Source organism: Streptomyces sp. NK15101, from assembly GCF_020400725.1.
Classification (GTDB): Bacteria; Actinomycetota; Actinomycetes; order Streptomycetales; family Streptomycetaceae; genus Streptomyces.
Genome location: NZ_JAINVG010000041.1, coordinates 1 through 21,011, shown reverse-complemented (window position 1 = coordinate 21,011; position 21,011 = coordinate 1). Strand labels below are relative to the sequence as shown.

General features: G+C 73.0%; 24 protein-coding genes. 8 read left to right on the top strand and 16 right to left on the bottom strand.

The window, feature by feature from the left end; all coding sequences use genetic code 11:
- Positions 1 to 35: 35 nt before the first annotated feature.
- The 4 genes from K7G60_RS22060 to K7G60_RS22045 form a co-directional block, all read right to left on the bottom strand.
- Positions 36 to 1,532, bottom strand: a complete 1,497-nt coding sequence (locus K7G60_RS22060) for a GMC family oxidoreductase (RefSeq protein ID WP_225802666.1) — start codon at positions 1,530 to 1,532, stop codon at positions 36 to 38.
- Positions 1,529 to 2,470: an adenosine kinase gene (locus tag K7G60_RS22055; protein WP_225802665.1), complete on the bottom strand. Its 942-nt coding sequence runs from the start codon at positions 2,468 to 2,470 to the stop codon at positions 1,529 to 1,531. Before K7G60_RS22055 ends, K7G60_RS22060 begins: the two co-directional genes overlap by 4 nt.
- 99 nt (positions 2,471 to 2,569) lie before the next feature.
- On the bottom strand, positions 2,570 to 4,636 hold the full coding sequence (locus K7G60_RS22050; protein WP_225802664.1) for a carbohydrate binding domain-containing protein: 2,067 nt from the start codon (positions 4,634 to 4,636) through the stop codon (positions 2,570 to 2,572).
- Positions 4,637 to 4,846: 210 nt separating this feature from the next.
- Complete coding sequence (locus K7G60_RS22045; RefSeq protein WP_225802663.1) at positions 4,847 to 5,425, bottom strand: DinB family protein; 579 nt, start codon at positions 5,423 to 5,425, stop codon at positions 4,847 to 4,849.
- Positions 5,426 to 5,547: 122 nt separating this feature from the next.
- Here K7G60_RS22045 and K7G60_RS22040 point away from each other — a divergent pair, with 122 nt between their 5' ends.
- The 3 genes from K7G60_RS22040 (at position 5,548) to K7G60_RS22030 (ending at position 7,910) form a co-directional block, all read left to right on the top strand.
- Entirely contained in the window at positions 5,548 to 5,721 is a 174-nt protein-coding gene (locus tag K7G60_RS22040) for a hypothetical protein (RefSeq protein ID WP_225802662.1), read from the top strand.
- Positions 5,722 to 5,873: 152 nt separating this feature from the next.
- Positions 5,874 to 6,878: an AraC family transcriptional regulator gene (locus K7G60_RS22035; RefSeq protein WP_225802661.1), complete on the top strand. Its 1,005-nt coding sequence runs from the start codon at positions 5,874 to 5,876 to the stop codon at positions 6,876 to 6,878.
- Positions 6,879 to 7,043: 165 nt separating this feature from the next.
- Positions 7,044 to 7,910: an oxidoreductase gene (locus K7G60_RS22030; RefSeq protein ID WP_225802660.1), complete on the top strand. Its 867-nt coding sequence runs from the start codon at positions 7,044 to 7,046 to the stop codon at positions 7,908 to 7,910.
- A 125-nt stretch (positions 7,911 to 8,035) separates the two neighbouring features.
- On the opposite strand, the gene K7G60_RS22025 is transcribed toward K7G60_RS22030, so the two are convergent.
- Positions 8,036 to 8,827, bottom strand: coding sequence for a helix-turn-helix transcriptional regulator (locus K7G60_RS22025; RefSeq protein WP_225802659.1), 792 nt, complete (start codon positions 8,825 to 8,827; stop codon positions 8,036 to 8,038).
- Positions 8,828 to 8,977: 150 nt separating this feature from the next.
- On the opposite strand from K7G60_RS22025, the gene K7G60_RS22020 reads away from it, so the two are divergent.
- A complete protein-coding gene (locus K7G60_RS22020) occupies positions 8,978 to 9,397 on the top strand; it encodes a nuclear transport factor 2 family protein (protein WP_225802658.1) in 420 nt (139 codons plus the stop codon).
- 147 nt (positions 9,398 to 9,544) lie between these two features.
- On the opposite strand, the gene K7G60_RS22015 is transcribed toward K7G60_RS22020, so the two are convergent.
- The 4 genes from K7G60_RS22015 to K7G60_RS22000 all read right to left on the bottom strand — a co-directional run bounded on the left by K7G60_RS22015 (position 9,545) and on the right by K7G60_RS22000 (position 13,038).
- Positions 9,545 to 10,303 carry an SDR family oxidoreductase gene (locus K7G60_RS22015; protein ID WP_225802657.1) on the bottom strand — a complete coding sequence of 253 codons (759 nt, stop codon included), beginning with the start codon at positions 10,301 to 10,303 and terminating at the stop codon, positions 9,545 to 9,547.
- Positions 10,300 to 11,196, bottom strand: a complete 897-nt coding sequence (locus K7G60_RS22010; protein ID WP_225802656.1) for an alpha/beta hydrolase — start codon at positions 11,194 to 11,196, stop codon at positions 10,300 to 10,302. The genes K7G60_RS22015 and K7G60_RS22010 overlap by 4 nt, the downstream gene beginning before the upstream one ends.
- 60 nt (positions 11,197 to 11,256) lie before the next feature.
- Entirely contained in the window at positions 11,257 to 11,661 is a 405-nt protein-coding gene (locus tag K7G60_RS22005; RefSeq protein WP_225802655.1) for a nuclear transport factor 2 family protein, read from the bottom strand.
- A gap of 165 nt (positions 11,662 to 11,826) precedes the next feature.
- Positions 11,827 to 13,038: a DUF418 domain-containing protein gene (locus tag K7G60_RS22000; RefSeq protein ID WP_225802654.1), complete on the bottom strand. Its 1,212-nt coding sequence runs from the start codon at positions 13,036 to 13,038 to the stop codon at positions 11,827 to 11,829.
- A gap of 126 nt (positions 13,039 to 13,164) precedes the next feature.
- Here K7G60_RS22000 and K7G60_RS21995 point away from each other — a divergent pair, with 126 nt between their 5' ends.
- A complete protein-coding gene (locus tag K7G60_RS21995) occupies positions 13,165 to 13,923 on the top strand; it encodes a TetR/AcrR family transcriptional regulator (protein WP_225802653.1) in 759 nt (252 codons plus the stop codon).
- Between the two features lie 212 nt (positions 13,924 to 14,135).
- Here K7G60_RS21995 and K7G60_RS21990 read toward each other — a convergent pair whose 3' ends face one another.
- From K7G60_RS21990 to rpmB, 4 genes are all read right to left on the bottom strand, one after another.
- Positions 14,136 to 15,296: a GTP-binding protein gene (locus tag K7G60_RS21990; RefSeq protein ID WP_225802652.1), complete on the bottom strand. Its 1,161-nt coding sequence runs from the start codon at positions 15,294 to 15,296 to the stop codon at positions 14,136 to 14,138.
- A gap of 6 nt (positions 15,297 to 15,302) precedes the next feature.
- Positions 15,303 to 15,473, bottom strand: coding sequence for a 50S ribosomal protein L32 (gene rpmF / locus K7G60_RS21985; RefSeq protein WP_225802651.1), 171 nt, complete (start codon positions 15,471 to 15,473; stop codon positions 15,303 to 15,305).
- A gap of 158 nt (positions 15,474 to 15,631) precedes the next feature.
- Positions 15,632 to 15,937, bottom strand: coding sequence for a 30S ribosomal protein S14 (gene rpsN / locus K7G60_RS21980; protein WP_225802650.1), 306 nt, complete (start codon positions 15,935 to 15,937; stop codon positions 15,632 to 15,634).
- Positions 15,937 to 16,173: a 50S ribosomal protein L28 gene (gene rpmB, locus K7G60_RS21975; protein WP_225802649.1), complete on the bottom strand. Its 237-nt coding sequence runs from the start codon at positions 16,171 to 16,173 to the stop codon at positions 15,937 to 15,939. Before rpmB ends, rpsN begins: the two co-directional genes overlap by 1 nt.
- Before the next feature lie 246 nt (positions 16,174 to 16,419).
- Between rpmB and K7G60_RS21970 the strand changes: the two genes are divergently transcribed.
- Together K7G60_RS21970 and rpsR are read left to right on the top strand one after the other, a co-directional pair.
- Positions 16,420 to 17,571, top strand: coding sequence for a GTP-binding protein (locus tag K7G60_RS21970; RefSeq protein WP_225802648.1), 1,152 nt, complete (start codon positions 16,420 to 16,422; stop codon positions 17,569 to 17,571).
- Between the two features lie 44 nt (positions 17,572 to 17,615).
- Entirely contained in the window at positions 17,616 to 17,852 is a 237-nt protein-coding gene (gene rpsR / locus K7G60_RS21965) for a 30S ribosomal protein S18 (RefSeq protein WP_225802647.1), read from the top strand.
- A gap of 116 nt (positions 17,853 to 17,968) precedes the next feature.
- Here the strand turns inward: rpsR and K7G60_RS21960 are convergent, their stop codons facing one another.
- Positions 17,969 to 18,142 carry a CsbD family protein gene (locus K7G60_RS21960; protein WP_225802646.1) on the bottom strand — a complete coding sequence of 58 codons (174 nt, stop codon included), beginning with the start codon at positions 18,140 to 18,142 and terminating at the stop codon, positions 17,969 to 17,971.
- A gap of 186 nt (positions 18,143 to 18,328) precedes the next feature.
- A complete protein-coding gene (locus K7G60_RS21955; protein ID WP_225802645.1) occupies positions 18,329 to 19,918 on the bottom strand; it encodes an FMN-binding glutamate synthase family protein in 1,590 nt (529 codons plus the stop codon).
- Between the two features lie 242 nt (positions 19,919 to 20,160).
- Here K7G60_RS21955 and K7G60_RS21950 point away from each other — a divergent pair, with 242 nt between their 5' ends.
- On the top strand, positions 20,161 to 20,322 hold the full coding sequence (locus K7G60_RS21950; protein ID WP_030690925.1) for a DUF5670 family protein: 162 nt from the start codon (positions 20,161 to 20,163) through the stop codon (positions 20,320 to 20,322).
- Positions 20,323 to 20,390: 68 nt separating this feature from the next.
- On the opposite strand, the gene K7G60_RS21945 is transcribed toward K7G60_RS21950, so the two are convergent.
- Complete coding sequence (locus K7G60_RS21945) at positions 20,391 to 20,618, bottom strand: DUF5133 domain-containing protein (protein WP_225802644.1); 228 nt, start codon at positions 20,616 to 20,618, stop codon at positions 20,391 to 20,393.
- Positions 20,619 to 21,011: the final 393 nt, after the last annotated feature.

Below are 21,011 nucleotides of genomic sequence, written 5' to 3'. Positions count from 1 at the left end.
GCTCGTCGATCCTCCGGGGGCGGTGCGGTCGTGGGTCATGAGGCGGGCGCGGCGGCCATGGCGGCCGCCAGCATCTCGGCGGCGGCCAGGACGGGCAGCTGGGTGTTGGCGGCCGGGACCGTGGGCAGCACGGACGCGTCCGCCACCCGCAGGTTCGCCACGCCGTGCACCCGGCCCTCGCCGTCCACCACCGCGGACGGATCGTCGGCGGGCCCCATCGCGCAGGTCCCCACCGGATGCCAGTACGTGCCGAGGCGGGCCCGCAGCTCCGCCTCGGGCAGCTCGTGCGCGGCCGTCCCCTCCGGCAGCGCGGCGAGCCCCTTCAGCGCCGTGGACCCGGCGAACAGGCGGGCGGTCGCGAGCCCCGACCGGAGCACGGCCGCGTCGCGGCCGTCCGGGTCCGACAGGAACGCCGGATCGATCACGGGCGACTCGTCCGGGTCGGTGGACCGCAGCCGCACCCGGCCCCGGGAGACGGGCTTCATGAGGAAGGCCGACACCCCCGCCTCGTACCGGCCCGGCGGCAGGGACCCGAAGAGCGGCGGCCCGGCGGAGGGAAGGATGTGCAGGTCCCAGCCGCCCTCGGGGGCGTACTCGCTCGCCGCGCGGACGAGGACCCGGCTGACGTACAGCTCGCCCTCGCGCTCCTTCTCCGCGAGGGCGGCGTTCAACTCCGGTGTCGGCACGAGCGGCAGGAAGACGCCGGGCTGGTCGCTCAGGTTCGCCCCCACCCCGGGCAGGTCCACCGCCGGGGAGACGCCGACGTCCCGCAGCGGGTCGGCGGGGCCGATGCCGCTGCGCATCAGCAGGGCCGGGGAACCGAAGGTGCCGCCGGCCACCACGTACAGTCCCGCGCGGAGCGTGCGGGACGTGCCGCCGGCGTGCACGACGACACCCTCCACCCGCCCGTCGCGCAGGATCATCCGGTCGGCCACGGTGTTCCCGAGCACCGTGAGGTTCGGCCGCCCGCGGGTGTCCGCGTCGAGATAGGCGAGCGCGGCGTTCCAGCGGCGGCCGTTCACGGCGTTGATCAACGGGAAGCCGTGGCCGGGCGCTCCGGGCAGGCCCGTGTCGACCTCGCCGTACCCGAGTTCCCGGGCGGCCTCGACGGCGGCCCGGCTCCACGGGGACAGTTCGCGGTCGGGCACCCCGCGCAGGCCCATGCGGCGCACGGCCGCGGCGCGGTACGGCTCCATGGCCGCGAAGCCCCAACGAGGACCGCCCGCACGCTCCCACTCCTCGTGGTCCGCCGCCGAGCCCCAGGTGTTCCAGCAGCCGTTCACGCAGGACGAACCGCCGATCACACGGCCGCGGAACCGATGGACGGGCACGTTCCGCTCCCACATGTCCTCGCGCGGGAGCGCGCGGGCGTCGAGCGCCCCGGCCGGCCAGCCGCCCGGGTCCGGGCCGTGGTCGGGCCCCGCCTCGACGAGGCACACGGAGCGCCCGACGTCCTCGCTGAGCCGGGAGGCGAGCACACAGCCGGCCACGCCCCCGCCCAGGACGACGACGTCGTAGGAGTCGGCGGTCACTCGGCGTCCCCCGCGGCGGATCGGGACCCGGCGAGCGCGGCGACCTCGTCGATCAGGGCGGCGCGGTCGATGGCGTCGCTCCCGGTGGCCGGTACGGTGCAGGCGTAGGCCCCGGCGACCGCGCCGTGGAGGGCGCACCGCAGAGGGTCCTCGCCGGCGAGCCGGGCGAAGAGGAAACCGGCCGCGTAGGCGTCGCCCGCGCCGTTGGAGTCCACCACCGGTGCGCGCGGGGCGACGGCCGGGACGTGGACCGGGTCCTCGTCGGCGGCGGTGAGCAGATAGGAGCCCTCGGCTCCCGCGGTGGCGACGACGACCTCGGCCCGGCCCCGTTCCAGGATGCGGCGCATGGTCGCCTCGGGGTCCGTCAGGGCGGTGGTGGAGACGAAGACGACGTCGGCGCCGTGGGCGAAGGCCTCGTGGTAGGGGTTCTCGCCGTCCCAGTTGTGCAGGTCCGTGGAGACGGTGAGGCCGGCCTCGTGCAGGAGGGGAAGGGCGAAGGCGCACGGGTAGGTGATGGAGACGTGCGCGTGGCGGCTGACCGCGGCCAGCTTGCGGACCAGGTCCTCGGGGAGGCGGTCGGACTCCTGCGAGCGGCTGTCGTCGTAGAGCGACAGCCTGCGGCCGTCCGGGCCGACGAGGTTGACGGCCCGCTTCGTACCGCCCGGCAGGGGGACCTCGGTGAAGTCGATGCCCCTGTCGCGGTGGAAGGCGCGGATGAGGTCTCCGGACGGGTCGTCGCCGATCATGTCGACGTGGTGGGTGCGCAGCCCCAGGGAGTGGAGGCCGAGGGCCACGAAGTCGCCGGTCTGGCCCGCCCGGGTCTCGATGCCCGGTCGGATCATGTAGCTGTCGGCGTAGGGGAGCGGGAGTTCGGGGACGTAGACGATCGTGTCGACGCCCGACCCTCCCAGGACGAGGACGTCGTAGTCGCTGCTCATTGCTGTTCCTCTCGCGTGCGGGTGCTGTCGGCCACCGTGGATCGCGGGTGGGTCCGGTCCGGCACGGCCGGACCGGACCCACCGGCGGTGTGGGACGGGTCAGTCGCGCCAGGTGTCCGTGAGGGACACGCCGCCCTCCGCCGGCACGGTGGCCGTGCGGTCGGCTCCGCTCTCCCAGGTGACGTTGCCGGCGGCGTCCTTGCGGACGTACTTGTAGGCGAAGGTGGTGCCGGCGGGCAGTTCCAGGCCGAGCTTCCAGACGGGGTGGCCCGCCGGGTCCAGCTTGAGGGCGGCGGCCGGCGACCAGGCGCCGAGGGCGGGGACGTCGCCGACGACGTAGACGTTCTGGCCCGGGACGGTGGTCGCCGTGACCGCGAAGGAGGCCCCGGACGGGGTCTGCCCGGCGGAGCAGGGATTGCCCGTCGTGACGACCCCGCCCTTGACGGTGACGTCCCCGGAGCCCAGGGAGTAGTCGGCGCCGTCGTTGTTGTCCCAGGTGCCGGAGCCGTTGTTGAACGCGGCCTTCAGGCCGGTGGCGGAGCCGGGCGCGACGCTCTTCTTCACCCAGCCGGCGCAGGCGGCCTCCATGGCGGTGCCGGGGGCCGTGGTCCACGCGCCGCCGGCCGGGGCGTAGTGGAGGCGGTAGGCGGACCAGTTCTTGTCGGTGCTGTAGTAGACGGTGGTCGCGTCGTCCGCCGGCCGGTCGCCCCCGACCGCGCCGACGTGCAAGGCGATCGCGTCGTCCCCGCCCACCGTGGCCGTGAACGTGCCGTCGGAGCCGACGGTGTACGCGGGACCCGTGCAGCCGCCGCCCGGGACCGGGTCGCCGTGCTGGACGTCGCAGTACGTGCCGGCCGGCAGCGAGGTCTGGAACGTCCGGGTGATGCCGCCGGCCTCGCGGTTGACGGCGACGAACGCCTTGTCGCCGCGGCCGAAGGCGATGGCGTCGTCGCCGTCGTCCCACCAGTTCGTGATGCCGGTGCCCTCGGCGGCGTTGCGGAACGCGACCATGTTGGCGATCTGGCGCCAGGCGTGCTGGCAGGACCATCCGCCGCTGAAACAGGCGGTGACGTCGTGCCCGTTGGGCGCGCCGTCGTCACGGCTCCCGAACGCGTAACCGGAGTGGACCGACGGGGTGCCGTAGGGGTGGGCGAGCATGAAGACGTGGGCGAGGGTGTACCTGGCGCCGTCGCGGTAGTTCAGGCTGTTTCCGTTCCGCTCGGTGTCATGGTTGGCGACCATGCTGCCGCTCTGGCCGGAAGGCATGTATCCCCAGGCCTCACCGAAGTTCTTGAGGTAGGAGAGCTTCTCGTCGGTGAAGATCCGCTTGAGGTCGGTGGTGTAACGGAACTCCTGGACGTCGCCGTTGCCGAGGTATTCCGCCGGCGAGACGGCCTCGCCGGCGCCGAAGATCGCCTCCTGGACCCAGTAGGCGTTCGGGTTGCTCAGCCTGGAGCGGATGGCGGCGAGGTCGCGCGCGGGGACGTGCTTGACGGCGTCCACGCGGAAGCCGTCGACGCCCAGGGACGCGAGGTCGTCGAGGTACCCGGCGATCTTGCCGCGGACGTGCTCGCTGCCGGTGTCGAGGTCGGCGAGGGACGGGTTCCCGGCCTCCCCGAGCTCGCACTCCTGGACGTTGTAGCGGTCTCCGTAGTTGCTGCCGATCGGGCGGCGGCATCCGTGGAAGTCCCCGTCGGAGTAGACGCCGGGATAGTCGTACTTGCCGTACCGCGTACCGGCGGTGCCCGTGCCCGAACCGGACGTCATGTGGTTCAGCACGGTGTCGACGACGACCTTGACTCCGGCGCCGTGGCAGGTGTCGACCATGTTCCTGAAGGCGGTGCGGTCGCCGAGCGGTCCCTGGATCTTGTAGCTGACCGGCTGATAGGCGGTCCACCAGGCGCTGCCCTGGACGCGTTCCTGCGGCGGCGAGACCTGGACGAATCCGTAGCCCTTCGGGCCGAGGGTCCGCGTGCACTCGCGGGCGATGGAGTCGAAGTTCCACTCGAACAGGACCGCGGTGACCTTCTTGGCCCCGTTGGCGCCGGGGGAGGCCGCCGCGGGCGGGGCGGACACGGCGAGCGTGGACGTGAGACCGAGCGTCAGGGCGGCGGACGCGAGTAACGCGGTGGTGCGCCTGGACGCGGCGGTGAGACCGATCGTCATGGGGTTCCTCATGCGGGTGCGGGTGCGGGTGCGGGGAGGGGAGGGGACGAGGCTCGTACGTCCCGAGGATGCTGGAAAGTCTTGCTGTAAATTTCCGCAAGAACTTGAGCAAGCTAGGCGTGAACTCCCGGGAGAGTCAAGGGTTCTGACAGGGCGTCCCGGTGCCCGCGGTGCGCGATCCGCCGACCGGCGCCCGCCGTCCGTCGGTGGTCAGCGCTCGGGTTCCCACGGCCGGAACCACGGGTCGGGCCACGCCTCGGCCGCGGCGAGCAGCGGGTAGAGGGTCGCGCCGTCGATGCCCTCGCGGATGAGGTCGGCGTGGCCTCCGTGCCGCGCCGTCTCCTCGATCAGGTGCAGCAGGACCCAGCGGACCGACCACTCCTTGACCTCGGCGGGAAACCAGGGGAGTCCCTGCGGCACCGGAACGGCCTGCCCGAGGTCCCGAACACCGGCGATCGCCGCGTCCGTCCGCTCGGCCGCCTCCGCGTGCGCGGCCAGCGCCCAGGCCAGGGTCTCGTCCGGAGCGAGCCGGAACTCGTCCTCGTCCGACTCGTCCGCCTTCCGCCGCGGCTCGCTCTGCTGCTGAAGGACGAGGTCGGTCCAGAAGGTCTCGCACCGTGCGGCGTGCTTGATCAGTCCGCCGATGCTCAGCTCGCCGGCGGAGGCCGTCATGCGGGCCTGTTCGTCGGTCAGACCGTGGGCGGTGACGCGCAACGCGCGCCGCTGGTGGGCGAGATAGGCGGTCAGTGCCGTGCGCTCATCGGCGACGGGCGGGGCGAATCCCGGCATGGCTGGTCCCTCTCTGAATTGCAAATGCTTGCAGAAAGTTTCGGCCGGACTCTACTGCCACACCCCGCCCGCGTACACCGGGTCGGCCGCCCCGCCCCGCCCCGATCCCGTCCGGGTGCCGAGTGCTCACATCGCGCTCACGATCGCGCCGCGCTCCCTTCGGGGGCCTTCCTGGCGTCCACGGCGACCGGGAGGGCGCCGGCTTCGAGTTCGTCCGCCGGGACGCCGTCGGCGGTGCCTTCCCCGAACCGCTGACGGTCGGCACCGGTTCCTTCGACCCGCGCGAGGCCGGCTGACGCCGCCGGCCCATCACCTGAGACGGCGTCATACCGCCTCGGTGAGGCGTGCGACCATCAGCCGCACCTCATGATGTCCAGGGGTGGGGGAGCCCGACCGCTCCCTCGCCCGAGGACGTGACCACCCCCCGGGGAGGACGGAGAGTGCAGCAGTGATCGGGACCGTGTTCCGCACCGAGGACGCCCCTGCCGGTGAGCGGTTCGACCGCTGGCGAGAGCTGATCGGCCACAGCCGCGCGAACGACACGAGCAGCCCCCACGCCGCCGACTTCCGGGCGGAGTTGCGCGTGATGGAGCTGGGGCCCGTGACGGTGTGGCAGACGTCGTTCTCGCCCGCGCGCTTCCGGCGGAGCCCGCGCCGGATCCGCAGGAACGACGCCGAGCTCTACCACCTGTCCCTGCTGACCGAGGGCGGGCTGACGCTGGCGCAGGAGCACGGGGGGACCGCCACGATCGGCCGCGGCGGTCTCCTCGTGGACTCCAGCTGGCAGGCGTGCGAATCCCACACCTACGCCCCGGACCCCACGGCCGAGGGACGGCCGGGCGTCGTCGCCGGTGTGGGCGTGGACCTGCCCAAGGCCCTGCTGCCCCTGCCCCCGCACCAGGCGGAACGGCTCCTCGGACACGGGCTGTCGGTACGTGACGGCACGGGAGCGCTCCTGGCGGACTTCCTCATCGGCATCGGCCGGCAGGCCGACACCCTCCGGCCGGCCGACGCGCCCCGGCTGGGCACGGTCACGCTCGACCTGGTCTCCTCCTTCTTCGCCCAGGCCCTGGACGCCGAGACCGGCCTGCCGCCGGAAACCCGGCACGAGGTGCTCGGCCGACGCATACGGGCCTTCATCCGGCAGCACCTGTCCGACCCGGAACTGACCCCGGCAGCGGTCGCCGCCGCGCACCACATCTCCCTCAGCCACCTGCACCGCGTCTTCGGCGAGCGGTCGCCGGGCGAGACGGTCGCCGCCTGGATCCGTTCCCAGCGGCTGGAGAGGATCCGCGCCGACCTGGCGGACCCCGCGCTGCGGACCGTACCCATCCACGTGCTCGCAGGCCGGTGGGGCATGCCCCGCGCCTCCCACGTCACCCGCGCCTTCCGGGCCGCCTACGGGGTCTCCCCGCGGGACTACCGCCACCAGGCCCTGTCCGAGCAGGCCTGAGACGCCGCACGGGGAGGCATCCTCCGGTCAGGACGCGGTGGACACGAGGGGCCGGAGACGGTTCGCGAAGACGGTGCGGACGGATCGGCAACACGGCCGGACGAAGATCGGGCATTCTCGCCGTGCGCCGCTCCGAGGGCGGCGCACGAAAGCCGAGGAGGGGGATTGAACACGCAAGATCCGACGTCGGGCCTGCCCGCCGGGAAGGTGTGGCTGATCACGGGGGCCACGTCCGGCTTCGGCCGGTGCATCGCCGAGGCCGCGCTCGCGGCGGGGGACACGGTCGTCGCGGCGGCCCGCCGGCCCGCGGTCCTGGACGACCTCGCCACGGCGTACCCCGGCCGACTGGTCCCGGTCGCCCTGGACGTCACGGACGCCGCCGGCGCCGACGCGACGGTCGCCGCCGTGGTGGCGCGATTCGGCAGGATCGACGTCCTGGTGAACAATGCCGGCCGGGGTCTCGTGGGGGCGGTGGAGGAGACCACCGACAGGGAACTCCGGGACCTGATGGAGCTGCACTTCTTCGGGCCCGCCCGGCTCACGCGCGCGGTCCTGCCGCACATGCGCGAGCAGAAGTCCGGTGCCGTGGTGCAGATGAGCAGCATGGGCGGGCGGCTGTCCTTCCCCGGGGTCGGCGCCTACTCGGCGACCAAGTTCGCCCTGGAGGGGCTCACGGAGGCGCTCGCCGCCGAGGTCGCTCCGTTCGGCATCAAGGCGCTCATCGTCGAACCCGGCTCGTTCCGCACCTCCTTCGCCGGCGGGGACGCCCTGCGGCAGACGGCCGAGATGCCGGAGTACGCCGGGACGGTCGGCGCCGTGCGCAAGGGCCTGCCGGACAGCGACGGCAAACAGGCAGGCGACCCGGTGAAGGCGGCCGCGGCCATTCTGAAGGCGCTGGACAGCGAGGACACCCCGCTCCGGCTCGCCCTGGGCAACGACGCGCTCGACGCGATCACCGCCCACGCCGAGGCCGCACGGGCGGAAGCCCGGACCTGGGAGTCGGTCAGCCGGGGCACCGACTTCGACGCCTGAGCGCGACGCGGCACGGGCACCCCGGTCCGACGAAGCCCCGCCCGCCCGGTCGCGGTGACGCGACAGGGACCGGGTGACGAAGAGCGGAGCCCCTCGCCTGTGGCGAGGGGCTCCGGCCGTGAGGTCTAGGCGGTGGCCGCCCGCATCAGCTCCGCCGTGCGGGGATCGGCCGGGAAGAACGTCTCGATGGCGATCTCGTCGAGCGTCACGTCCCGCGGCGAACCGAAGACCGTCGTGGTGTAGAGCAGCGCGAGTTCGCCGTACTCGCTCGCGAGTCGCAGCGGAACCACCAGGTCGTCGGCCGGACCGTACCCGGACGGTCCGGCCGCGTCCTCCGGCGGGGCGGGGTAGCCCTCCAGTTCGGCGAGGAGTTCCGCGAGGCCGTCGGCCGCCGTCCGCTCCAGCTGGCGACGGACCCGGCGCAGCACGTGCGCCCGCCACTGCGCGAGGTTCCGGATGCGTCCCGCCAGGCCGTCGGGGTGCAGCGTCGCCCGCAGGACGTTGAACGGCTGCTCCGTGCCCCCGCCCGCGCCGCCGAGGAACAGCCCCGCGGCACGGTTCGCGGCCACCAACTCCCAGCGCACGTCGACCGCGAGCGCCGGATGCGGCTCGTGCCCGGTCAGGACGGCGTCCACCGCCGCGCGCGCCGCGCCCAGGTCGGCGAGGGCCCGCTCGGTGTGCACCGGCGCGAAACCCCCTGCCAGATAGAGCGCGTTGCGTTCCCGCAGGGGCACCTCCAGCTCGTCGCACAGCCGCCGGATCATGTCCCGGCTCGGCTGCGCGCGCCCCGTCTCGATGCAGCTCAGGTGCCGGGTGGACAGCTCCGCGGCGAGCGACACGTCGAGCTGGGAGCGGCGGCGGCGCTCACGCCAGCGCCGCAGCAGCGCTCCGACCGGTTCGGTCGTGGTCGTCGTCATGGCCCCCAGACTGCCCCTTCCGCCGGAGTGACGGCAATGACCTCACAGGTCATCGACACCCCGCGCCGGCGCCCGGCACAGTCATGGACCGGAGCCACGCCGCCCCACGGCGGCGCCACACCGCAGTGACCGACCGAAAGGACACCGGCCATGACCGAGACGACCGTCCAGGACTTCGCCTTCGCCCAGCTCGTCGAGGAGTACGTGCGGTTCTGGAACACCGGCACCGGGCAGGAGCGGCACCGGTCCGCGGCGGCGGCCTTCGCCGGCGACGTCGAGTACCGCGCGCCCGTCGGAGTCCTCAGCGGCACGCAGGCCCTGACGGACTTCCGCGACCGGTTCGTCGGCCACATGGGCACCGTCGAGTTCCGCCTGCGCGAGCGCCCCCAGACCCACCACGCCGACGCCCGGCTCGCCTGGGAGATCCTCACCGGGGACGGCACGTCCTTCGCCACGGGCACGGACATCCTCCGGCTCGACGAGGACGGCCGCATCAGGACCGTGACCGTGTTCCTCGACCGGGCCCCCGAGGGCTTCGGCACCGCGGCGCACGACCGGGCCGAACCCTGAGGACCGCCCCGGCCGGTGGCCCGCCCCGGACGCTGCCGCGGCGGGCCACCCCGGGGGGACCGGTGTCGGCTCATTCCGCTCCGGGGCGCGGGAACGCCGTACGGTGGGCGGCGGCCCACTGGCGGAAGGTGCGGGGCGGTCTGCCGGTCACCTGCTCGACGGTCGGGTAGACCTGGGACTCGTCGAGGGTGCCGTCTCCGTAGAAGCCGAAGAACGCCTGGATGTACGGCTCCGGCACGCCCGCCGCGGCCATGTCGGCCCGGCCCTCCTCGTCCGAGAGGGCGTGGAAGCGCAGGTCGCGGCCGAGGACCTCGGGAGGACGGCCAGGCGCTGGGCGGGCAGCAGCGGTTCGGGTCCGCTCAGCGGGTGGACGCGTTCCTCGTGACCGGGGTCGAGCAGGGCGCGGACGGCGACGGCGGCGATGTCGTACGGGTCGACCGACGCGACCGGCACCGTGCCGAACGCGTCCCTGACGACGTCGCCGGCGCGGAGCTGCGGCAGCCATCGCAGGGCGTTCGACATGAAGGCGTTGGGCCGCAGGAACGTCCAGGCGAGGCCGGACTCCCTGACCGCGGTCTCCGAACCGATCATGTACTCGGACAGGACGTTGCGGGTGTCGGTGGCGACGGTGGCGAGGCTGGAGAGCAGGACGACGCGTTCCACCCCGGCCCGGCGCATGCGGTCGAGCAGCCCGGGCATGTCGCGGTGGCCGGGCAGCAGGAACACGCCCCGCACGCCGTCGAGGGCGGGCGCGAGGGAGTCGGGGTCGTCCAGGTCTCCGACGACCTGCTCGGCCGGTACGTCGGCGGGCCGCCGGACCAGTGCGCGTACGGGTTCGCCGGCGCGGCCCAGGGCCTGGACGACCTCTGCGCCGACGTTTCCGGTGGCTCCGGTGACGAGGATCACGACAGCGTCCGCGCGAAGTGGGCGGCCACCGTGTCGACGGCGACGGTGACCTGGGGTTCGGAGTCGTAGAAGTCGAACTGCGTGCCCTGCGTCCACAGGAGGTCCCTGGGGCCGGCGAGACCGGCGTGGAAGCGGCGGGCTCCGTCGGGGATCGCGGCGTCCTCGCTGTGCACCAGCAGGGTGGGCCGGTCGATGCGCGGCGCGAGGGCGACGGCGTCATAGGTGAGCCAGTCCGCCCAGGACATGACGGCGAACCGGTTGGGCCAGGCGGGGATGCCGCCGCGGGCGGGGTTGAGGTAGAAGTCGATGTCGTACGGCATGGCCGCGCGTTCGTCGGTGGCGGAGACCACGGGCACGTACTCGACCTCTCCGGTCTCCTCGTAGCGGGCGCGGGCCTCCCGGCCCGCCTTGATCCGTTCGGCGACCGCTTCCGCGCCGCCGTAGGCCGCCTCGCAGATGTCGGCGTCGTGCAGCCAGGGGGCCACGAGCGCCAGCGAGCGGACCCGGGGGTCGTCGGCGGCGTTGTGGGACATGTACATCGCGGCCGCGCAGATGCCCAGGGCGCCCAGCCGGTCGCCGTCGACCGCCTCGTGGGCGGCCAGGAAGGTGAGCGCGTGGTGGATGTCGCGGACCTTGCGGGCCGGGTCCTCGACGTCCCGCGGCTCGCCCCCGGACTCGCCGAAGCCGGTGAAGTCGAAGGACAGCGCGGCGTGTCCACGGGCGGCGAGCCGCTCGGCGTACCGGTCGGCCATCAGCTCCTTGACACTGGTCCACGTGCCGGCGACCACGACCCCGGGCAGCGGCCCCGGGGCGTCCGTGCTCTCCGGAAGGAAGAGGTTGCCGGTCAGGGTGACGCCCTCGCTGTCGAAGGTGACCTTGCTCTTGCGCGTCATGCGTACTCCAACGTTGCTGTGGTGATCAGTCCATCGGTGAGGTCGAAGGCGTCGGCCCTCTCATCGCTCTCCGTCGCTCCAGACGGTGGTCATCACCACGCCGGTGATGCGCCAGCCGTCGTCCGTGCGGGCCAGGGCGAAGCGGTAGGTGCCGCCCAGCGTCCACAGGGAGTCGTCCGCCTTGCGGTGGGTGGCCTGGAAGGTGGCGGTGCACACCGCGCCGTCGCCGTCGACGGCGACCAGGTGGTTGCCGAGGAGGTGCTGGGTGGCGGTGTACGCGCCGAGGCCCGTGCGCCAGCCCTCGACGATCTGCGCCGGTGTGAGGGTGACGGGCTCGCCGCCGTTGAGACTGGTGTAGTCCAGCAGGGTCTTGTCGGCGAACACTCCGGCCAGCGCGTCCCATTCGCGCTGGTCGGCGTACCAGGCCATGCGGTTGCAGGTGTCGATGACGTCCAGACGGTCCATGATGATCTTCCTTGGTGCGGCCCTCGGCCGTGGTGGGTGACAGCCGTCGGGCGGTCTGCCCGACGGCACGGTGTGTCGGTCACAGCGCGCTGCGTGCCCTTCGATGATGCCGTCCCCGCGCTGAACCGCGTTGTCGTCGCGTCCGCGATTTCCCGACGCCGCGTCTCAGGAACGCCGCCGGGGTCTCGGGCCGTAGGTGAGACGGCGCAGCACGGTCTCGGCGGGACCGGGCCGGTCGCGGTCGTCCAGGCGGAGGGCGATCAGGACCGTGCAGAGCCAGACGGCCACGGCGATCACGAGGACGGCCGCCGTGGGGTCGGCGTACCGTCCGGCCAGGTCGAGGGTGAAGGGGAGCAGGAGGACGAGCCAGGCCACCGACTGGAACAGGTAGCCCGACAAGGACCGGCGTCCCAGCGCGGCCAGGGCGCGGACGACCACGGCGTCGGGCCGGGTGACGCGGGCGGCGAGGAGCCCGAAGAGCGCCACGTACCCCGGTCCGGCGAACATGCCGCTTCCCCCGTGGAGCAGGAGGGCCGTACGCGCGGTGGGCTCGTCGACGTCGAGCCACCCGGCGCCGATCAGCGCCGCCGGAAGCCCTCCGGCGATCGCGATGCCGGTGCCCAGGACGGCGGTCCGGACGAGCAGGGGCCGGTGCCGGTCCGGTCGTTCCAGGACGCGCCGGCGGGCTGCCCACATGCCCAACCACGCGATGACCACGAAGGGAAGGGTGGTCAGGGTGTGAGCCGGCCACTCGGCGAGGCGAGCGGTCAGCGAGTCGGCGTAGGAGGAAGCCGAGAGGGAGCCGACGTGGCCGACGGGAAGGGGCGAATGGCCCGCCCCGGTGAGGATCCCGTGGACGACGATCCCGCCGGCGACGAGCAGTTCGACGAGCGACAGCGCCCAGATCACGAGCACGATCCGGTGGAAGCGGTCACCGCGGCGCAGCAGCAGCAGGGTCATGGCGACGCAGACGATCCCGTAGGCGCCGAGGAAGTCGCCGTAGTACAGCAGCGCGGCGTGCGCGAAGCCGAGGACGGTGAGCCAGGCGCCGCGCCGGAGCAGGAGGGCGCGGACCTGTCGCGGTGAGCTGCCGGACGCGTCCTGGCGGCGGGCCAGTTGCACGATGCCGTATCCGAACATGAAGGCGAAGACGGGATATCCGCGCGCGTGGGCCAGCTCGAACAGCAGGAAGGTCAGCCCGCGCCCGGCGCCTCGGGGCGCGCCGTCGAGGCCGGGTTCGCCGGCGAAGGCGACGCCGGCGGAGTTCGCCAGCGCGATGATCAGGAGCATCGCTCCGCGTGTCAGGTCCGGAGCCAGGGCGCGATCGGCGCGTCGGACCGGGCCGCTCGGTGTGCGGCCGGTGGTGTCCACGAGCATGTGTCACCCCCCTCAGGGTGCGGGGGACGCCCCCGCACCTTTAATTTATCCGAGAAACTATCAGAGGTAAACTAATGATGCCTCTGGCATGATGAGGGTTCACGCTCCGGGGGCGCCGAGGGGACCATGACCAGCGAAGACACCGTTCCGGCAGCACTGCGGCGGCTCTGGCGGCTCGCGGAGTCCCCACGGCTGGGCCGCCCCGCGGCCCTCGACGTCGACCGCGTCGTCACCGCGGCCGTCGAGACCGCCGACCGGGACGGCCTGGACGGCGTGACGCTCCCCAAGGTCGCCAAGGGCCTCGGCGTCACCGGCATGTCGCTCTACCGGTACGTCGGCTCCAAGGACGAACTCCTCGTCCTCATGGGCGACCACGCCCTCGGCGCACCGCCCCGCTTCGACGCCGCCGACTGGCGTGAGGGGCTGCGCGCCTGGGCCCGCGCCCAGCGCGCCGTGTACCGGCGGCGGCCGTGGCTCGCCCAACTGCCCGTGGCCGGACCGCCCTCCGGACCCCACCGGATCGCCTGGATGGAAGCCGCGCTGGAGATCCTGGCCCGCACCCCGCTCGACTGGGCGCACAAGATCGGCACCCTCTCGCTGATCGGAGGGTACGTGGTCCAGACGGTGCGGCAGGACCACGAGCTCGCCCGGGGCCGGGCCGAGGGGCAAGGGCAGTCCGACGCCGAACGTGCCTACGGCCGCGCCCTGGCGAAGCTCGTGGACCCGGAACGCTTCCCGGAGACGGCCCGGTTGTTCTCGTCGCCCCTGTTCGAGGCGGGGCCGGCGGACACCTCCGACGCGGCGATCGGCGACGCCGATTTCACGATCGGACTCGAACTGATCCTCGACGGCATCGCGACCCGGATCGAGCGCCTCGAACCCTGAGAACCGCCCCCCGGAAGATCGCCGGGACGCCGGCACCGCCACGCGCCCGCGCCCCCTTCCTGTTTCCGGAACAGGAAGGGGGCGCGGGCGACGAGCACCGGGCCGAGGGCGCGGCGGGGGCGGGGCGAAGGGCGGCGGGCCGAAGGGCGTGCGCATCGGGCGCGCCGAGCGCGATCGCGCCTCCACCCGGCTGAACACCGTCAGCGTGGGCTTCAGGCCGCCTGTTCGTGCTCGCAGGCGTCTTCGACGCCGTACGTCTCCCACGCCGGGAAGTCGTCGTCGGCGGGGACGGTCTCGCCCGGCACCAGCAGGCAGGCCTCCAGCGCCGCGTGCAGGGCGTCGGCGCGCAGTCCGGTGCCGATGAAGACGAGTTCCTGGCCCTGCGTGCTCTCCGGGCCGCGGGCGCCGGACGGTTCGAACCGGGCGACGGCGCCTGCCTGGGACCACAGGCCCGTCACCCGGGGCCGGCTGGCGAGCAGGAAGAACCCCTTCGAGCGCAGGACCCGACCGAAGGCGCCGCTGTCCAGCCCCTCGGTGACGAAGGTCCACAGGCGCCCGGGATGGAACGGCAGGCCGGAACGGAAGACGAGCGAGGAGATGCCATACTCCTCGGTCTCCGGCACGTGGTCTCCGTTGAGCTCCTTCACCCAGCCGGGGGCCTGCTGCGCCCGCTCGACGTCGAACAGGCCGGTCCCCAGGACGTGCTCGAGAGGAACCCGTCCCCGGACGGCCGGGACGATCCGTGCCTCCGGGTTGAGCCGGGACAGCGTGGCGCGGAGCCGGCGCGCCTCTTCCGGGCCGACCAGGTCGAGCTTGTTGAGGACGATGACGTCCGCGAACTCCACCTGGTCCACGAGGAGGTCGCTCACGGTCCGCTCGTCGTCCTCGTACTGATCCAGGCCGCGGGCGACGAGTTCGTCGCCGCCGTCCAGCTCCGGCAGGAAGCCGGCGGCGTCCACGACGGTCACCATCGTGTCCAGGCGGGCGAGGTCGCCGAGGGTGGCCCCGTCGTCGCGGGGGAAGGAGAAGGTCGCGGCCACGGGCATCGGCTCGGAGATCCCGCTCGACTCGATCAGCAGGTGGTCGAAACGGTCTTCGCGGGCGAGCCGGTCGACCTCTTCGAGGAGGTCGTCGCGCAGGGTGCAGCAGATGCACCCGTTGGTCATCTCGACCAGGCGCTCCTCGGTGCGGGACAGGGCCGCCTCACCGCCGCGGACGAGCGCGGCGTCGATGTTGACCTCGCTCATGTCGTTGACGATGACCGCGACGCGCAGCCCTTCGCGATTGCCGAGGACGTGGTTGAGCAGGGTGGTCTTTCCGGCCCCGAGGAATCCCGAGAGGACCGTGACCGGCAGACGGTCGCTGGGGGGCATGGGCGCTCAGCCCTCCGGCTGGACGAGGCCGCGCTCGTACGCCTTCACCAGGCGCTGCGGGACCCGGTGGACGACGCCGTCCACGGTGACCGGCACCAGCCGGGGCGTGGTCGCCTTCCACTGGGCGCGGCGGTGACGGGTGTTGCTGCGGGACATCTTCCGCTTGGGGACGGCCATCGTGAGACTCCTCGGTCCGGTTGTTGACACGCGGAGGTTATATGGAAATGGTTGTCATTACCAAACCTGCTCCGCGAGGCGTGCCGCCGCTGGGTGGTCGTCGGACGGCTTCCGGGTGCGGGCCGGGGCGACGCCCCGGCCCGCACCCGGGTCCTCGTCTACCAGGACGACTTGATCACTCCCGGCAGGAAGCCGGCGTGCGCCTGCTGTCGCGTCCGTACGCGCGAGAGGCCGAACTTGCGCAGGTAGCCGCGGGGGCGGCCGTCCGCGCTGTCGCGGTTGCGCACGCGCGTGGCGCTGGCGTCGCGCGGCTGCCGGCGCAACTCCGCGAAGGCGGCGTCCCGTTCGGCCGTCGTGGAGGACGGGCGGCGGATGACCTCCTTGAGCTCGGCCCGCCGGGCGGCGTACCGCTCGACGGTCTCCTTGCGCTTCTCGTTCTTCGCGATCTTGCTTCGCTTCGCCATCAGACCTTGCCTCCCCGTGCGCGGATGCGCGCCACGGCGGCTTCGACGCCGATCGCGTCGACCGTCTTGATCGCCCTGGCGCTGAGCGTCAGGCGCACATGGCGCCCCTCGCTGGGCAGCCAGTAGCGCTTGCGCTGGATGTTCGGGTCGAATCGGCGCGAGGTGCGCCGGTGGGAGTGGGAGATGGTGTTGCCGAATCCCGGCTTGGCGCCGGTCAGTTGGCAGTGGGCCGACATGGGTGCTGCCGCCTCTCTCGCTGGCTGGGTGTGATGCTCACCGTACGGTATCGGAAATGAAAACCATTCTCATGTAGTGTGCGGCACGGCACGCGACGAGATCCGCCCGGCCGTCGTCCCGCCGGACTCCGAACCATCGAAAGGTCATGACATGAAGCCCGGAATCCACCCCGCCCGTGAGCCCGTCGCCCTCCACGACGGCGCCGGCCGCACCGAGCAGTTCCAGCGCCGCCACGGAGCCCGTTGATGGACCACGAACACCGCCTCCCCGTCGTGATCGTCGCCGGGCTGCACGCCGACGCGCGGAAGCAGGTCGTCGAACGACTCCTGCGGACCGTTCCGGACAGCGTCGCGCTGCACCACGACCTCGGCGGAGGGCCCGACGGCACGGTGCTCCGACTCGTACGGGACGCCTCCGGCACCCTCTCCTCCGGCGAGACCCCGCTGATCGGCGACTGCGCGTGCTGCGCGCTGCGCGAGGACCTCGTACCGGAACTGGAGCGACTGGCGGACGGCGGCCTGACCCGCCTCGCCGTGGTCGAGTTGTGGGACTCGGTCGAGCCGAAGGCCATGGCGGAGGTCATCGCCGGCCACGGCGGAGACCGCCTGGCGCTGACGAACGTGATCACCGCCGTGGACCCCGCACTCGTCCTGCCCTGCCTGGCCAACGGCGACGACCTGGCCGAGGCCGGCCTGGCCGCCGCCCCCACCGACCAACGGACCGTCGGCGACACCTGGGCCCGTCAGCTGGAGTACGCACCCGTGCTCGCCGTCGTCGACAACGACGAGGCCGACGACGAGGACCGCGCCCTGCTCGCGCAGCTCCATCCCACCGCGCGGCACGTGGCAGCCGGTTCCGGCGAACTCGCCGAAGCCGCGTTCGCCGGCTTCGACGTCGAGGCCGCGGCGGCCGCCCAGCACCCCGCGTGCGCGCTGTTGCCCCAGGACGCCGACGAGGCCGGCGTCACCACCTTCGTCTGGCGCCGCCACCGGCCCTTCCATCCGGAGCGGCTGTACGAGGCGCTCGAGGACCTGTGCTGCGCGGCGGCCCGCAGTCGTGGCCGGTTCTGGCTCGCCGACCGTCCCGACACGCTCCTCGCCTGGGACGCGGCCGGCGGAGCGCTGTGCGTGGAGAGCGCCGGCCCCTGGCTGGCGTCACTGCCCGACGCCGCATGGGAGATGGTCCCGCCCGTGCGCCGCGCGGCGGCCGCCCTCGACTGGCACCCCGAGCACGGCGACTGCTGCCAGCACCTCGTCTTCACCTCGCCCGGCCTCGACCGGGACGGGATCGAGCGACTCCTCGACTCCTGTCTGCTCACGGACGCCGAGTACCGGGCGGGACGCGAGGCGTGGAAGCACCTGCCCGCCGCCTTCGACTCCCTCCTCGACGCCGCCTGACCCCGTACGACTCCACTGAAACGCTCCCTCGAAGGAACCGAGACATGGCCCGACGCCCCGACCCCCGCAAGCCCGTGAAGTCCCGCCCCAACCCGCTCGACGCGGCCGGCATCACGTACATCGACTACAAGGACACCGACCTGCTGCGGAAGTTCATCTCCGACCGGGGCAAGATCCGCAGCCGCCGCGTCACCCGCGTGACCGCCCAGCAGCAGCGGGCGCTCGCCACCGCGATCAAGAACGCCCGGGAGATGGCCCTGCTGCCGTACGCCGGTCGCTGACGACCGGCCCCGCCGTCCCGCGGAGAAGGGACCGACGGCCGGGACGGCCATGGAAGGGGCGGCCCGCCACGGCGGGCCGCCCCTTCCATGCCGGACGCGGTCCGCGCGCCCAGGGCTCAGTGCTTGAAGACGTCCTTCGCCTTCTCCTTGGCGCCGCGCGCATCGCCCTTGGCCTGTTCGGCCCGGCCCTCCGCCTCGAGGCGCTCGTCACCGGTCATCCGCCCGGCCGCCTCCTTGATCTTGCCCTTGGCCTGCTCGCTCTTGGCCTTCATCTTCTGCTCACCGGACACGGACGATCACTCCTTCTCCGCTCGGCACATCTGACGAGAAGGCGCCTGGCCGGGAAGCGCGACGGTAAACCCGGAAAGGGCGATGAATCGTCCCGTCCCGTCCCGTCCGAGGCCGGGTGCGGGGGGCCACCGAACGGGCCCCGCGCCGTGCGACCGCACCGCCCTCGGCGGCGTCGTGCAAGCCGTTCAGGAGGCGAACCGGTCCGGGTGGGCCGCGTTCCAGTCGCCCGCCCACGACGGCGGAACCGATGCCGACGAGAGGAGCTGCCCGGCTTCGAGCGGGGCGTACAGGTCGGCATGGGACCGGATGGTGTCCGGGCCGACCCGGCGCAGCAGCATCCCGGGCGCCAGGCCGCCCGGCTCGTCGACGCCCATGGCGGCCATGATCTGCAGAGCGCTCTTGACGGTCGCCTCCTGGAAGCGCTGGACGCGGCGCGCCTTGTCCTCGACGTCCAGGGCCCGGGCGCGCCGGCGGTCCTGGGTGGCGACCCCGACGGGGCAGGTGTTGGTGTGGCAGCGCTGGGCCTGGACGCAACCGAGGGCGAACATCATGGCCCGGGCGGAGTTGGTGTAGTCGGCCCCCTGGATCAGCCGCTTGACGATGTCGCCGCCGGTGGCGACCTTGCCGGAGGCGCCGATCCGGATCCGGTCGCGCAGTCCCGCGCCGACGAGGGACCGGTGGACCGTCGTCAGGCCCTCGGTGAGGGGGAGTCCGACGGTGTCCGCGAACTCCAGCGGCGCGGCCCCGGTGCCGCCTTCGGCCCCGTCGACGACGATGAAGTCGGGCGTGACGTCCTCCTCCAGCATCGCCTTGCAGACTGCGAGGAACTCGCGGCGCGATCCGACGCACAGCTTGAACCCGACCGGCTTGCTCCCGGCAAGCTCCCGCATCCGGCCCACGAAACGCACGAGTTCCCTGGGGGTCCGGTAGACGCGGTGGTACGGCGGGGAGATCACGGTGCGGCCCTCGGGGACGCCCCGGACCGCGGCGATCTCCCGGCTGACCTTGGAGCCGGGCAGCACGCCCCCGATGCCGGGCTTGGCCCCCTGGCTGATCTTCAGCAGTACGCAGACGACCTGGTCGAGGGCGGCCTTCTCGGCGAACCTCCGCGGGTCGAAGCCGCCGTCCTCCGTGCGGCAGCCGAAGTAGCCCGTGCCGATCTCCCACACGAGGTCCCCGCCGGGGGCCAGGTGGTGCTCCGATATCCCGCCCTCACCGGTGTCATGGGCGAAGCCGCCGCGCCGGGCGCCCTCGTTCAGGGCACGGACCGCCCGGTCCGACAGGGAGCCGAAGCTCATCGCGGACACGTTGAGCAGGGCCATGTCGTAGGGCCTGGCGCAGCCGGGGCCGCCGATCCGGACCCGGGGCGGTTCCGTGGGCACCGGGCACGGGGCCATGGAGGGGACGAGGTGATCGGTGCCCGGCCGGTCCAGCTCCAGCTCCGTCCCGAAGGGGTCCTCGGCGTCGGTCCCCTTGGCCCGTTCGTAGACGATGGAGCGGGTGTCCCGGTCGAAGGGGGCGCCGTCGACGTTCCGCTCGACGAAGTACTGCTGCACCTCGGGACGGATCGCCTCCATCGCGAACCGCAGGTGCCCCAGGAGCGGATAGTTGCGCAGGATCGAGTGGCGCCGCTGGAGCAGGTCGTACGACGCCACCGCGGCGATCAGGAGTGCGGGGCCGGCCGCGCACCACCACCACGGGGACACCAGGACGGCCAGGAGGCCGGTGGCGAGGGCGGTGATGGCCGGGAGGCCCGCGAGGAGAAGCGTCACCATGCGGGGCCGTCTGTCCCGGATCGAAGCGGCCAAGCGCACCGCGGGAAGGGAGCCGGACAGGGCGCCGGGCGCGACGAACGAGGTTTGCGACGGCCGGGTCCGGCGAGACGGGCCTCATGAGTGCTTCGGAGAAGAGTGGCCGGATCCCGTTCCGTCGGTGCGGCCCGTAACCCCTTCCCCGGCCGGCGGTACATCCCGTCCGTCCGTCCCTGAGCACCCGTCATTACTGGAGGTCGATACGCATGGTTCCCCTGCTGCTGGTTCTTCTTCTCGCGCTGCTGCTCTTCGGCTTCGGCTTCGCGGTCAAGGCGCTCTGGTGGATAGCCGTGATCGTGCTCGTCCTGTGGCTGCTGGGCTTCGTGGCCCGGCCGAAGGGGAGCACGGGCCGCTGGTACCGCTGGTAGGCGGTTCCCCCGCGGCACGAGCGAGCCCGGCACCCTCCGGAAGGAGGGTGCCGGGCTCGTCCGCGTGCTCAGGCGGTCACCACGGAGTCGTCCTCGGGGCGCGCGCCCGGCAGCCGATGGCGGGCCGCGATCAGTGCCGCGTCCACGTCACACGTACCGGTGGAGACGCACAGGGTGTACGCCAGGTCGTCCATGCGCCGCCGCACCTCGGCGCTGCCGTTCTCCGCCCGGAGCACCTCCAGCGTCTCGTACTCCTCGATGAGGTTGCGCAGGACCACGGGATGGGCCATCAGCACGTGCTACTCCCTTCTCGTCAGGGCGTCGGGCGCCCGGCTCGGCGCGCCGCCTACCCGGCCTCCGGCGTCGCATGCCGGAGAACGCCCGGAAGTCGTCCGACGGCGTGTTCCGGCCGCTTGACGCGGCACCGCCCTCCTCCTGTCGATCACGTGGGGGTAGGGTCGTCATCATTGCCGTACGGCAACGGTCGAGGCCGGGGCCGTCATGGAGCACGGGCGGTGCGGCACGTGAGCGTGACCGCATGGCCCGTAAGCGTATGCCTGAGGGCGGACGAGGATGGGGCATGTCTGAGACGACGATCAAGGGCTCCTCGATCGGGGAGCGGCCGGAGGTGGGGGCGGTGGCGGAACCCGAGCTCCGACAGCTCCTGGCCGGTCTCACGGCGGTGCGGG